The sequence below is a fragment of the Ruegeria sp. AN6 genome (assembly GCF_056540425.1).
In genome coordinates this window covers 389761-402034 of record NZ_JBQFWR010000002.1, presented here as the reverse complement: position 1 = coordinate 402034, position 12274 = coordinate 389761, and the positions used below count along the sequence as shown (strand labels likewise).

Below are 12274 nucleotides of genomic sequence, written 5' to 3'. Positions count from 1 at the left end.
CATTGATTTGCGCAGGCACCGCCGGGCTTGCTTGCAGCGGTCATGCAAAGCAAACCCAGTCCTGTGCGGAAGGCACGACATGGGACAGCGAAAGCCAAAGCTGCATGAAAATCGTCAATAGCTGACATTTTTATTTCCTGCTTGTGAATAAAAGCGATCAGTCAATCGTTAGCTTTTTTGTAGATCACGCTATGATTGTAACAAGTCACTTTGACAACGGAGTAGGAACATGCGTCTCGTACTAGCCTCGGCCATCGCTCTTCAGGCCTTTACCTTCGCACCCATGGCAATTGCTGCGGGTGGTGGTGATAGCAGCCCACCCAAGCCGACAAATACCACCAAGAAGTGCCTGTTTGGTCGGGTTTACGACGAGTCTGCAGGGCGCTGTGTTAAACCGGATAAATCCAAGTTTTCCGACGATCAGTTGTATGACGCCGTGCGTGAGTTGGCCTATGCCGGGCAGTATGAGAACGCGCAGGGCATTCTGCGTATCATGAACCAAGATGACGATCGGGTGCAGACCTATTGGGGCTTCACCTATCGCAAAATGGGTGAGTTGGAACTGGCCAACACCTTCTATGAGAAAGCCATCGAAACAAACCCTGATAACATCCTCGCCCGTAGCTATATGGGTCAGGGCTTTGTCGCCGAAGGAAAGACCGAACTGGCCATCGCGCAATGGCGCGAGATCAAGGCGCGCAGCGGTGAAGGTACTTGGGCCGAAGCATCGCTGCGCGAGGCTATTCGCACCGGGCTGACCTATAGCTACTGAGTTTCAGGGTTTCTTTACCTGAGTCTCGCTAATCTACCTGCAACGCAATATTGGCAATGCAGGCAGATGCAGGATACGAAACTAATGGTACAGATGGCGCCGGGTGCTCAGGCCCCGGCGGCAGACCAAGAGAACGACGCTCCACGCGTCATGCCTCGTAATCTCAGCAATCAGGAAAAGGCTGCGGTTGTTGTCCGGCTTCTTCTGAACGAAGGCGCGGATATCCCGCTTGAGGAACTGCCTGACCTGCTGCAGGAGCAGTTGACCCATCAACTGGGTCAAATGGGACTGGTTGACCGAGTGACGCTCGCCGCTGTTGCACAGGAATTTGCCGATGCGCTTGATGGTGTCGGTCTTTCATTCCCACATGGGCTGGCCGGCGCTCTGGATGCCGTGAATGGCAAAATTGCCCCGGCCACCGCTGCCCGGTTGCGCAAGGTGGCGGGGGTACGCCAGATCGGTGACCCATGGCAACGCTTGCGCGAGGTATCCGCAGAAGATTTGGCCGAGATGGCCAGAGCGGAAAGCACCGAAGTCGCAGCCGTCATGCTGTCAAAACTAGAAACCGCCAAGGCTGCACAATTGCTGGGCCACCTGCCCGGCCCCACGGCGCGGCGGATAACCTATGCGGTATCGAAAACGACCAACGTGACGCCTGAGGCGGTTGAGCGGATTGGTTGGTCCTTGGCTGCTCAATTGGATCAACGCCCTGAGCCCGCCTTTCGGGATGGACCGGGTGAGCGTGTGGGCGCGATCCTCAACCAGTCCGCTGCGGCGACGCGTGATGGTTTGCTGACCGCGCTGGATGAAGAAGACGCCGATTTTGCCAATACCGTCCGGCAATCGATCTTCATCTTTTCGCACGTGCCCGCCCGAATCCAATCCCGTGATATTCCTGCGATTCTGCGCGGCGTGGACCAACCTGTTCTTGTCACCGCACTTGCCGGGGCCAGCACCGACGAAGACCTTGCAACGGTCGAGTTCTTTTTGGCGAACATGTCCTCTCGCATGGCAGACAATCTGCGTGAAGAAATGGCCGAACGTGGCAAGGTCAAACAATCCGATACCGAGGATGCGATGTCTCAGATCGTCGCCGCCATTCGCGCCCTTCTGGACGAAGGCGCGATTACACTTGTCGAAACGGAAGAGGCTGAAGAATAATCTGGCCCGGCGCGGCTACTTGTGATCGCACGATGAGGACTGTATGTCTGAGCGCGCAGTTCACAACACTCAGGTGTTCTTCCCCATGCCCGTCGAAAAGTCGGAACTGAGCCGCTTTGAGCTTGGAAAATACTACATCGCCAACTTGTTTCTGACCGGTGTGATCGGCTGTATGCGCCTGCTGCCATACGAGCGCCGTATCGGCGCAATGGGAGCAATTGTTCGCTGGCTTGCGCCTTTGGTTGGTTTCCGGACCCGTGTGCGCCGCAACCTGAAACTCACCTGCCCCGACTTACCCGAGGCCGAGGTCAAGCGAATCTGCCGCGCCGTGCCTGACAATGCTGGACGCGCGATCATGGAGCACTTTTCGGCCGATGGTTTCATTGACCGGCAAAGCAAGGCCAAAGTTTCTGGATCGGGGGTCCAGGCGTTTGATACCGCCGTCGCCGAGGGACGTCCGGTGATGATGATCACTGCACATTTTGGTCACTATCTGGCAGCGCGCGTCGCTTTGCAGGCCCGCAGCGGTCGACCCATCGGCTGCCTTTATCGCCGCATGGCTAACCCGTACTTCAACGACATGTATGTCGAAGCATTCCATCAGACTGGTTCCCCCATGTTCGAACAGGGGCGCCGGGGCATGGTTGAGATGGTCAGGTCGCTCAAAAGCGGAGGTATTATCGCCATCGTATCCGATCTGCATGCGCATGGCGGCGAAGAGTTGACCTTTTTCGGCAAACCCGCCGTGACTTCGGTGCTGAACGCGGAACTTGCGATCAAGTACAAGGCCGTGCTGATCCCCTGCTATGCGGTGCGCCAACCCAATGGGATCGATTTTGACATCGTCCTGCACGACCCGGTCCCTCATACCGATGCCAAAAGCATGACCCAGTTCACCAATGACGATCTGGAGGCGATGGTGCGTCAACATATGGGGCAATGGTTCTGGATTCACCGCCGCTGGAAGGCCTGGCGTGGACTAGGCGTTCAACCCAAAGATATGCCTTGATTATTCGACTCTTGCCGCAGCGACGATCGGACCATGCTCTGTACGTTGGATCAGAACTACCGCCGGTAAATCCGATGACAGCGACGCAGTGAAGCTCTGCGGTGTTTGGCCATCCCAGTGACCGGCCACCTGCCAATTCTCAACGACATTCGCATAATCCAGTTCGTGCCCTGCCAGTTCCCCACGCCGGATTGAGGCGTGACGCATCGGTGAGTACTGCACGACCCGCACATCATAGGTTTCACCTTTCGCCAACTCGACCGGGACAACGTCCACAGTCACGTCGTTAGCCGTACGCGTGGCGCTAACCTCGGCTTGGGGCGCTGCGGTCTGGTGCGCGTCGATCAGCCGTTCCAACTCAAACGACTTTGCACCCACCACGTCCTGCTGACCGTTCACAACCATCTGAGGTGTATAAATCATCGTCCGCCCACCTTCGCGCGCATAGGCTCTCTGACGCTCCGTATGGTCGGGATCGGCATATTCGTCTTTCCACCCAATATAGTCCCAATAGTCCACATGCAGCGCCAGCCCGATCACATCATCCCGCTTGGCCAGTTCATGCATGATCCGGTCCGCGGGCGGGCAGGACGAACACCCTTGCGATGTAAACAGCTCGACAACAACCGGATCATCCTGAGCGTCTGCTGAAACGGCAAGAAAAAGCGAAACAAACGCGGTCACGGCGGCTGATCTATACATTATCTCTCTCAATTTTCGCGGAGTGCTCAACTGGTTTAGATCGAAACTGAAAAAACTGCCAATCAAGGTTTCTTGAGACCGAAACCTTCAATCTTCGGCAAAATGTGTGCAATGGTATACAATTTTACATGTATGCGACCCGTTGCACCTTGAAACAACGCGTGCCGTGATGCAGATAAGCCATAGCGAACTCTAGTATCCAAATCATTCGAGAGGGAGGCCAAAGATGCCCATCAAGGTCGGACAGGACACAGCCCAAACACGCCGCAGTCTGAACGTGAATGGTAAATCCATTTCCTATTACTCGATTCCAGCTGCTCAAGAAGCAGGCCTGGGTGATTTCTCGAACCTGCCTGCCGCGCTGAAAGTGGTGTTGGAAAACATGCTGCGCTTCGAAGATGACGGATTCTCAGTATCCGTAGATGACATCAAGGCCTTCGCCGAATGGGGCGCAAATGGCGGCAAGAACCCACGCGAGATTGCCTATCGCCCTGCCCGTGTGCTGATGCAGGACTTTACTGGCGTCCCGGCTGTGGTTGATCTGGCAGCGATGCGCGACGGCATCAAAGCGCTGGGTGGTGACGCCCAGAAAATTAACCCGCTCAACCCGGTTGATCTGGTCATCGACCACTCGGTCATGATCGACGAGTTCGGGAACCCGCGCGCATTTCAGATGAATGTAGACCGCGAGTATGAGCGCAATATGGAGCGCTACCAGTTCCTCAAATGGGGTCAGGGTGCGTTCAACAACTTCCGCGTTGTGCCCCCGGGCACAGGCATTTGCCATCAGGTGAACCTTGAATATCTGTCCCAGACCGTCTGGACCGACACAGATCAAAGTGGCGAAGAGGTCGCCTATCCAGATACACTAGTTGGCACAGATAGTCATACAACCATGGTAAACGGCATGGCCGTTTTGGGATGGGGCGTTGGCGGGATCGAGGCCGAGGCCGCGATGTTGGGCCAGCCGATCTCGATGCTGATCCCCGAGGTGGTGGGTTTTGAACTGACGGGCTCGATGGTCGAAGGCACGACCGGCACAGACCTTGTTCTGAAGGTCGTTGAGATGCTGCGCGAGAAAGGTGTGGTTGGCAAATTCGTCGAGTTCTATGGTGAAGGACTGGACCGGCTGCCACTGGCTGACCGTGCCACCATCGCCAACATGGCCCCCGAATACGGCGCGACCTGTGGCTTCTTCCCGATCGACGGCGAAACCCTGCGCTACATGCGCAATACCGGGCGCGATGAGGATCGTCTGGCATTGGTCGAAGCCTATGCTAAGGAAAACGGGTTCTGGCGGGATGATAATTACAGCCCGATCTACACCGACACCCTGTCACTGGACATGGGCACGATCGTTCCCGCGATCTCGGGCCCGAAACGTCCGCAAGATTATGTCGCGCTGACCGACGCCAAAGCCGCCTTCACCAAGGAAATGGCCGAGACCTTCAAGCGCCCGATGGGCAAACAGATCGAAGTCAAAGGTGAAGAATATGGAATGGAGTCCGGCAAGGTTGTGATCGCCTCGATCACCTCCTGTACCAACACGTCGAACCCCTATGTCATGATTGGCGCTGGTCTGGTGGCGAAGAAAGCGCATGAGCTGGGCCTGAACCGCCAACCTTGGGTCAAAACGTCTTTGGCCCCTGGGTCGCAAGTGGTGTCCGAGTATCTTGAAGCCGCTGGTCTACAGGAACATCTGGACGCGATCGGCTTTAACCTTGTGGGCTATGGCTGCACCACCTGTATCGGTAACTCTGGCCCGATCCAGAGAGAAATCAGCGAAGCGATTGCCGAGGGCGATCTGGTCGCAACCTCAGTCCTGTCGGGGAACCGGAACTTTGAAGGTCGCATTTCGCCTGATGTCCGCGCGAACTATCTGGCCTCACCGCCGCTGGTTGTCGTTTACGCATTGGCGGGCACCATGGATATCGACCTGACATCCGAGCCAATCGGCAAGGACAAAGACGGTAACGATGTCTTCATGAAAGATCTCTGGCCAAGCCAAAAGGAAATCGCCGATCTGGTGCAGGAAACCGTGACACGCGAGGCATTCCAGTCGAAATATGCCGACGTTTTCAAAGGCGACGAGAAATGGCAGTCGGTTGAGACCACCGATGCCGAAACCTATGACTGGCCACCTGCTTCGACCTACATCCAGAACCCGCCCTATTTCCAGGGCATGGGACATGAACCCGGCACAATCTCGAATATCGACGGGGCGAAGGTTCTGGCTGTTCTGGGTGACATGGTGACCACCGACCACATTTCACCCGCTGGGTCCTTCGCGACAACAACTCCGGCCGGTAAGCACCTGATTGAACGTCAGGTTCAGCCGCGCGAGTTCAATTCCTACGGGTCGCGCCGTGGCAACCACGAGGTCATGATGCGCGGCACGTTCGCCAATATCCGCATCAAAAACGAGATGCTGGACGGCGTCGAAGGTGGCTATACAAAAGGACCCGATGGCGAGCAGACGTCGATCTATGACGCCTCGATGGCCTATCAGGCAAACGGCACACCGCTGGTCGTTTTCGGGGGCGAGCAATACGGCGCGGGGTCTTCGCGCGACTGGGCGGCCAAAGGGACCGCTTTGTTGGGTGTCAAAGCCGTGATCGCAGAGAGCTTTGAGCGTATCCACCGCTCAAACCTCGTCGGAATGGGTGTGATCCCGTTCGAATTCACAGGCGGCGACAACCGCAAGTCGCTGGGTCTGAAAGGGGATGAAACCGTCTCGATCGACGGGTTGGATACCATTGAACCGCTGCAAGAAGTTCCCTGCACCATCGTCTACGGCGATAGCACAGAGAAGACCATCACCCTGAAGTGCCGCATCGATACCGCACCCGAAATCGAGTACATCGAAAACGGCGGCGTGCTGCAATATGTATTGCGCAACCTCGCAAAATCTCCGTAACGCAATAGCTTACAACCCAATCTTGACCCCCGGCCCAGCGCCGGGGGTTTTGTTTTCTGGTCATTTATTCAAAAGTCTGAAACTGTTGGGCGAAAGCACATCTGGAACCCAATCACTATGAAAAAACCTAACGCCTTGCTGGTTTGCTCGCTCAGCGTCATCTCGGTGATCGGGGTATGGGGCGTGATCGATATCCAGAGTTTAGTATCCTGGGCCAACGGCATCGTGCAGCAAACCTTCCACAGTCGCGGCTGGTTCGTGATGCTCGCGGCCTCGGGCATGTTGATCGGGTGTTTGGTTCTGGCATTTTCGCCCTATGGCAACATTCGTTTGGGCCGGGATAATGAAGAGCCCGAGTTCTCGACCGCCACTTGGATCTCAATGCTGTTCTCGGCCGGAATGGGCGTCGGATTGCTGTTCTGGGCCGTCGCCGAGCCACTAACCCATTTCAACTTCATCTCAGGCATGGCCCCCGATTATGTTGCCGCGCAGCAGGCGATGCTGGCGACGAACTTCCACTGGGGCCTGCACGCCTGGGCGATTTACGGCTCCACCGCGCTGACCATCGCTTATTTCAGCTTTCGGCGCGGGACGGGCATGATGGTCAGCGCCCCGATCAAAAGCCTGTTCCCCGGAGAACGCTGGGCCGAGCGCGTGGGTTGGCTGTCGGACTTCATGGCCATCGTCGCAATCGCCATCGGAGTCGGCGGCTCCATGGCCATGGGCGTGTTTCAAGTGGCGGACGGGATCGCGGTTCTAGGTGGTCGCGAAACGGTTGGCTCTCTTCTGATCAGCGTTGTTTTTCTGGCGATGGTCGCTGCCTATATCCCTGCTCTGTTGATCGACCTTGGCCAAGGCATGGCGCGTTTGTCGAATGCAGCAATGCTGATCGCGATCTGCCTGGTGGCCTATACAGTGGTCCTCGGCCCCACCGAGTATCTGTTGAACACCGTGGTTCAGGGCTTCGGCGATTACGTCACCAATGTCATCCCTCGGGGCTTTCAGACCTTCACGTTCTTCGGCGATGACGTCACCAAATGGTTCAGCGACTGGACCCTGACCTACATGGTCTGGTGGATCGCTTGGGGGCCATTTGTCGGCGTGTTCGTCGCGCGCATCTCTCGCGGTCGCACGATCCGAGAATTCGTGATCGGAGTGCTCTTCGCGCCCACGCTGTTCTCGATCCTCTGGTTCGGCGCCTTTGGCGGCATCGGTCTGTTTGAGGCGCTCAACGGTGCCGGAGAGCTGTTGGCCTATACGCAAACAAACATCGAGCGTGTGACCTTCGCCCTGCTCGACCGTTTGCCGCTGTCGCTGATCACAACACTCGCAACCGTAGCCGCGGCATTTCTGTTCATCGTAACCAGCGTCGTCAGCGCGGCCTTTGTGCTGGGCACATTCTCGACCGAGGGGGATGAAAATCCGCCACCGCGCGTGCGCCTGCTCTGGGGCGCATTACTGGGCCTGTTGAGCGTCGCGATGATCCTGTCGGGCTCGGTGGACTCGGTCAAAGTCCTGATTTCACTTGGAGCGCTACCCTTTGTGTTCATCTCGGTTCTGCTGATGGTCTGCCTATTCCGAGGGTTACGAGAGGAGGGGCAAATCCATGCTGATCGGTGATCTGACAGACACCCTGATGAACCTGACCACATTTGCCTTCATCGGCGCAATGATCTGGATTTTGGTTCGCAAGTAACTGCTTGAATCCCTGCCGCTTTACCGATTTTCTGCGACTATGGAAAAAGTCGCATTGATAACCGGCGGCGCGCGCGGCATTGGGCGCGCGATCGTCGAAGACCTGGGCCGCGATCACCGCATTGCATTTACGTGGCTGTCGAGCGAACCGAGGCCAGATCTTTTGGGCGGGAATAAACTGGCCATACGTTCCGACCTGTCCGCGCCAGATCAGCCTGCCAACGTGATCGAACAGGTAGTGCAGCACTTTGGGCGGCTTGATGTGATCGTCAATAACGCCGGTCTGGTGAAATCTACGCCGAAAGAAGAATTTCAGGCCGAGAACCATCGCGCCATTCTGGACCTTAACCTACTGGCTCCAGCAGCGTTGTTAACCGCCGCGCTGCCGCATCTGAAACGCGATGCCTCAATCGTCAGCATCTCATCAATGAACGCAGTTCTGCCCCCCCGAGACGCAGTGACCTATGGCGCCAGTAAAGCGGCCTTGAACCTGTGGACCCGCGCCATGGCCAAAGAGCTTGGGCCCGAGGGGATACGTGTCAACGCACTGGCGCCAGGCGCGATTAACATTCCCGAAGCACCTCGGCCTGAGGAACTGACTGCTCTGTTTATCAACGACACCGCCTTAGGACGCGCGGGAAAGCCCGATGATATCGCGAAGACTGTTAGATTCTTGGCCTCAGATGCCGCGTCGTTTATCACCGGCGAGGTGTTAACCGTTACGGGTGGCTATCGCTTATGAGCCGCCCGCAGCTTTCTCAAGCGCCGGGCGGATCGTGCTTTCGATCACCCGCTGCGTAATCGGCCCAGCCCAGCGTAGAATAATCGTGCCCTCACCATCGACCACATAGGTCTCGGGCACGCCATAGACGCCCCAATCCAGCCCCATACGGCCCTGTTCATCCCGTCCGATCCCGGCGTATGGATCACCCAGCTCGGTCAGAAAAGCCTCGGCATTGTCCAGTTGGTCTTTGTAGTTGATGCCGTAAACTGGAGTCCCCTCGTCTGACAGGGCCTGCAGATTGGGGTGTTCGACGCGGCACGGGGCGCACCAACTGGCCCAGTAGTTGACCAGCTTGACCTCACCATCACGCAGGGTGGCATCGTCGAAACCGGGTTTACCCGCGAACTCTGTCAGAACGACGGGCGGAGCAGGCTGCCCTTCGCGCGCCGAAGGCAAGGCATTGGGATCGTCGCGGAACATGCCGATTCCAGCAAGCACAGCGAAGGCTCCGAAAATCAGAGGAGGCGCGATCATCAGGGGCGAAATCTTAGCCATTGCGCGACATCCTCTGTTCGACTTTCTCCATCTCAGCCCGCACCTTGCGGCCTCGGATCACGCTGAATCCCACCAGCGCAATCAGAAGCCCGATGGATACAACATAGGACCACAAAACAGTATCGGCATATTTTCCAAGATCAGGGATCATCCGTTCACCCTTTCCCGCGCCATCAGCGCCTTGGTTCGACGGGCTCGGATTTCGGTGCCCGTGCGATAGAAGACCAGCGCGATAAACAGAAGCACAAAGCCGATGATACACAGGAGCAGCGGATAGAAGTAGATGTTGCTAACCTTCTCCTCGGTGTCCGTACCTGTGATCGCCCCTGCACGCATCACGGAAGCCCCCTGATGCAGCCCCTGATTCCAGAAGTTCACCGCATATCGGCTGAGAAACGCAAAGACCGAGCCCACGAGGCAAAGGACCGAGGTCAGATCAGCCGCGGTGTCCGGATCTTCGATAGCTTCCCAAAGAGCGACATATCCCAAATAAAACAGGAACAGAATCAGGAACGAGGTCAGGCGCGGATCCCAGGCCCACCATGTACCCCACATGGGCTGGCCCCAGATGGCTCCGGTGGCCAATGCGATCAGCGTCATCACGATGCCGATGGGCGCCGCGGCGCGCGCGGCCAGCGCGCTCACATGGTGGCGACGCACCAGCCAGACGAGCGAGGTTGCCAGCATCATCAGCCAGCAATTGATTGCCATCAGAGCGGCCGGGACATGTAGATATATGATCTTTACGGTCGAGCCTTGCTTGTAGTCATCGGGGGTAAAGAAAAAGCCCCAGATCAATCCTACGACCAGAAAAAGACCTGCACCGATCCAGAAGAACGGAAGAACCCGCTCGCTGGTGGCGAGGAACTTGCGCGGATTGGCGTATTCCCAAAGGGCGTTGGCTTTGGCTGCGATTGTCATGGGCCCTATCTAGTCCGAGTCGGCATGGTTCTCAATTGACCTCAGTCAAGCTTTGTTCCCATCACCTAAGATTGATGCGCAGCACGGCGGCGCTGGCAAAGGGTAAAAGTGCGACCGTAGCGGCGGTAATCCCTGCCAGCATAAGCAGGGGCGTTTGCGTCTCCATACCTGTCGCACCGCGTCGGGCAACCTCGGCCCCGAAGATCAATGTCGGCACGTAAAGCGGTAAAACCAGAAGCGAAAGAAGCAGACCGCCCCGTTTCAGGCCCACGGTGAGGGCTGCGCCGAAGGTACCGATAACGCTCATCGCCGGGGTGCCAAGCAGCAGTGAGATCACCAGCCACGAAAACCCAGGTACAGGCAGGTTTAGTAAAACGCCCAAAAACGGCGCAGCCAACACCAGCGGCAATCCTGTGGTCAACCAATGGGCTAGCGCTTTGATGGTGACGACCGACTCCAGTGGCAGCGGCGCGGTGGCAAGCAGATCAAGCGAGCCGTCTTCCCAATCCAGCGCCAGCAGACGGTCCAGCGAAAGCAGGCACGCCAAAAGCGCGCCCAGCCAAAGAACGCCCGGCGCGATGGTCGAAAGCAACGAGGATTGCGGGCCTACCGAAAATGGCACCAGAACGGTGACGATCAGGAAGAAAGCAAGACCGAGGCCAAAGCCACCCCCTGCGCGGAAGGCCAGTTTCAGATCACGCAGCAATAAAGCGATCACAGGAAGCCTCCGTCAAAATCGTCGATGGGTTTGGGTTTGGCCTTGTTGGGGCCAACGTCCAAAACCTCTCCGTCCAATCCAAGATCGATATGGGTCGCGATGAGGGCCGAACCACCCTGCCCCAGATGCGCGCGTACCGCATCCGCGAACATCTGCACGGCGTGACGATCCAGCGAGACCGTCGGCTCATCCAGCATCCAGATTGGACGCCCGGTAACCAGCAACCGCGCCAATCCAAGACGCCGTTTTTGCCCCGCCGAAAGGTTGCCCGCATGGCGGTCGGCCAACTCGTTCAGCTCAAATGCATCCAGAGCATGCTGGATATCTCGGATGCCAAACACCGACGCCCAGAAGTTGAGATTTTCGACCACGGTGAGGGTCGGCTTTAACCCGTCAGAATGGGACGCGTAAGCGATTTGGTCTTCTGCCCCGTCGATCTGCCCCGTCAGCGGCGGCTGCAGACCCGCAAGCGTACGCAGTAATGTTGTCTTTCCGATCCCATTCGGCCCCCGCAGGATCAGCGCCCTTCCGGCCTCAAGCGAGAAGCTCAGCCCTTCGAGCACGGGAACACCGCCGCGTGCGATAGCCAGATCGGTTACCTTCAAAGTCATGAAGTCCGCTTAGCGGATTGTGCGTGTGGGCAAAAGGTCGGAATTGCCGCAGAGCGGCTGGTTGGATCGCAGTGAGGGGCCGGCCCCTTACACTCCCTGGGATATTTTTAGCCAGATGAAGAACAGATCCTCAGACCGGAATTAGCGCAAGCGCAACGCGGCGGCCTTCGGAAAGTAGCACGTTGTAGGTGCGGCAGGCAGCCGGAGAGTTCATGATTTCGACACCCAGCCCCGCCTCTTCTAGCCTAGTGCGTAGGTCGGTGGGGATGTGGGTCAGGTCTTTGCCCGTACCGATGAACAGAACGTCGACATGTTCGGACAAGGCCAAAAGCGGATCCGCCTCCGAGAATCCTGCCCAAATCGAAGTTCCGGTGGGGCCGGTCAAGACTGCCCCTTTATGAACCTGCCCACCGACCCGAAAGAACCCAGGGCCATAGCCATCGACGGGTTGAGCGTTTGTATATGTGATCTCATTTAAGCGCATGCGGA

At 57.3% G+C, this 12274-nt stretch carries 13 protein-coding genes; 6 read left to right on the top strand and 7 right to left on the bottom strand.

Annotated features, from left to right (window positions below):
- Window positions 1-229 precede the first annotated feature (229 nt).
- From ACR0MQ_RS06170 to ACR0MQ_RS06160, 3 genes are all read left to right on the top strand, one after another.
- Window positions 230-772: a tetratricopeptide repeat protein gene (locus ACR0MQ_RS06170; RefSeq protein WP_480606691.1), complete on the top strand. Its 543-nt coding sequence runs from the start codon at window positions 230-232 to the stop codon at window positions 770-772.
- A gap of 84 nt (window positions 773-856) precedes the next feature.
- The gene (locus tag ACR0MQ_RS06165) at window positions 857-1933 is read left to right on the top strand and encodes a flagellar motor switch protein FliG (protein WP_480606689.1); all 1077 of its coding nucleotides are present in this window, start codon (window positions 857-859) and stop codon (window positions 1931-1933) included.
- A gap of 85 nt (window positions 1934-2018) precedes the next feature.
- The gene (locus ACR0MQ_RS06160) at window positions 2019-2942 is read left to right on the top strand and encodes a lysophospholipid acyltransferase family protein (protein ID WP_170473356.1); all 924 of its coding nucleotides are present in this window, start codon (window positions 2019-2021) and stop codon (window positions 2940-2942) included.
- Here ACR0MQ_RS06160 and ACR0MQ_RS06155 read toward each other — a convergent pair whose 3' ends face one another.
- On the bottom strand, window positions 2943-3644 hold the full coding sequence (locus ACR0MQ_RS06155) for a DUF1223 domain-containing protein (RefSeq protein ID WP_480606687.1): 702 nt from the start codon (window positions 3642-3644) through the stop codon (window positions 2943-2945).
- A 226-nt stretch (window positions 3645-3870) separates the two neighbouring features.
- On the opposite strand from ACR0MQ_RS06155, the gene acnA reads away from it, so the two are divergent.
- The 3 genes from acnA to ACR0MQ_RS06140 all read left to right on the top strand — a co-directional run bounded on the left by acnA (window position 3871) and on the right by ACR0MQ_RS06140 (window position 8998).
- Window positions 3871-6561, top strand: a complete 2691-nt coding sequence (acnA, locus tag ACR0MQ_RS06150) for an aconitate hydratase AcnA (protein ID WP_480606684.1) — start codon at window positions 3871-3873, stop codon at window positions 6559-6561.
- A 117-nt stretch (window positions 6562-6678) separates the two neighbouring features.
- Complete coding sequence (locus ACR0MQ_RS06145; RefSeq protein WP_170773149.1) at window positions 6679-8181, top strand: BCCT family transporter; 1503 nt, start codon at window positions 6679-6681, stop codon at window positions 8179-8181.
- A 115-nt stretch (window positions 8182-8296) separates the two neighbouring features.
- A complete protein-coding gene (locus ACR0MQ_RS06140; protein WP_480606682.1) occupies window positions 8297-8998 on the top strand; it encodes an SDR family NAD(P)-dependent oxidoreductase in 702 nt (233 codons plus the stop codon).
- On the opposite strand, the gene ACR0MQ_RS06135 is transcribed toward ACR0MQ_RS06140, so the two are convergent.
- From ACR0MQ_RS06135 to ACR0MQ_RS06110, 6 genes are all read right to left on the bottom strand, one after another.
- The gene (locus tag ACR0MQ_RS06135) at window positions 8993-9535 is read right to left on the bottom strand and encodes a DsbE family thiol:disulfide interchange protein (RefSeq protein ID WP_480606679.1); all 543 of its coding nucleotides are present in this window, start codon (window positions 9533-9535) and stop codon (window positions 8993-8995) included. The two genes, ACR0MQ_RS06140 and ACR0MQ_RS06135, sit on opposite strands and share 6 nt — an antisense overlap.
- Entirely contained in the window at window positions 9528-9686 is a 159-nt protein-coding gene (gene ccmD / locus ACR0MQ_RS06130) for a heme exporter protein CcmD (protein WP_010442050.1), read from the bottom strand. Before ccmD ends, ACR0MQ_RS06135 begins: the two co-directional genes overlap by 8 nt.
- The gene (locus ACR0MQ_RS06125; protein WP_480606676.1) at window positions 9683-10456 is read right to left on the bottom strand and encodes a heme ABC transporter permease; all 774 of its coding nucleotides are present in this window, start codon (window positions 10454-10456) and stop codon (window positions 9683-9685) included. Before ACR0MQ_RS06125 ends, ccmD begins: the two co-directional genes overlap by 4 nt.
- Before the next feature lie 61 nt (window positions 10457-10517).
- Window positions 10518-11174, bottom strand: a complete 657-nt coding sequence (ccmB, locus tag ACR0MQ_RS06120) for a heme exporter protein CcmB (RefSeq protein WP_074733966.1) — start codon at window positions 11172-11174, stop codon at window positions 10518-10520.
- Window positions 11171-11785 (bottom strand): heme ABC exporter ATP-binding protein CcmA, encoded by a 615-nt coding sequence (gene ccmA, locus ACR0MQ_RS06115; RefSeq protein ID WP_480606673.1) that lies wholly within the window; start codon window positions 11783-11785, stop codon window positions 11171-11173. Before ccmA ends, ccmB begins: the two co-directional genes overlap by 4 nt.
- Before the next feature lie 130 nt (window positions 11786-11915).
- Window positions 11916-12269, bottom strand: coding sequence for an Mth938-like domain-containing protein (locus ACR0MQ_RS06110; RefSeq protein ID WP_480606670.1), 354 nt, complete (start codon window positions 12267-12269; stop codon window positions 11916-11918).
- Window positions 12270-12274: the final 5 nt, after the last annotated feature.

Bases quoted from the DNA above. Each gene is read 5' to 3' on its own strand.
- ccmD (WP_010442050.1), bottom strand. From the start codon at position 9,686: ATGATCCCTGATCTTGGAAAATATGCCGATACTGTTTTGTGGTCCTAT.
- ACR0MQ_RS06165 (WP_480606689.1), top strand. From the start codon at position 857: ATGGTACAGATGGCGCCGGGTGCTCAGGCCCCGGCGGCAGACCAAGAG.
- ccmA (WP_480606673.1), bottom strand. From the start codon at position 11,785: ATGACTTTGAAGGTAACCGATCTGGCTATCGCACGCGGCGGTGTTCCC.
- acnA (WP_480606684.1), top strand. From the start codon at position 3,871: ATGCCCATCAAGGTCGGACAGGACACAGCCCAAACACGCCGCAGTCTG.
- ACR0MQ_RS06170 (WP_480606691.1), top strand. From the start codon at position 230: ATGCGTCTCGTACTAGCCTCGGCCATCGCTCTTCAGGCCTTTACCTTC.
- ACR0MQ_RS06140 (WP_480606682.1), top strand. From the start codon at position 8,297: ATGGAAAAAGTCGCATTGATAACCGGCGGCGCGCGCGGCATTGGGCGC.
- ACR0MQ_RS06125 (WP_480606676.1), bottom strand. From the start codon at position 10,456: ATGACAATCGCAGCCAAAGCCAACGCCCTTTGGGAATACGCCAATCCG.
- ACR0MQ_RS06145 (WP_170773149.1), top strand. From the start codon at position 6,679: ATGAAAAAACCTAACGCCTTGCTGGTTTGCTCGCTCAGCGTCATCTCG.
- ACR0MQ_RS06110 (WP_480606670.1), bottom strand. From the start codon at position 12,269: ATGCGCTTAAATGAGATCACATATACAAACGCTCAACCCGTCGATGGC.
- ACR0MQ_RS06160 (WP_170473356.1), top strand. From the start codon at position 2,019: ATGCCCGTCGAAAAGTCGGAACTGAGCCGCTTTGAGCTTGGAAAATAC.
- ACR0MQ_RS06155 (WP_480606687.1), bottom strand. From the start codon at position 3,644: ATGTATAGATCAGCCGCCGTGACCGCGTTTGTTTCGCTTTTTCTTGCC.
- ACR0MQ_RS06135 (WP_480606679.1), bottom strand. From the start codon at position 9,535: ATGGCTAAGATTTCGCCCCTGATGATCGCGCCTCCTCTGATTTTCGGA.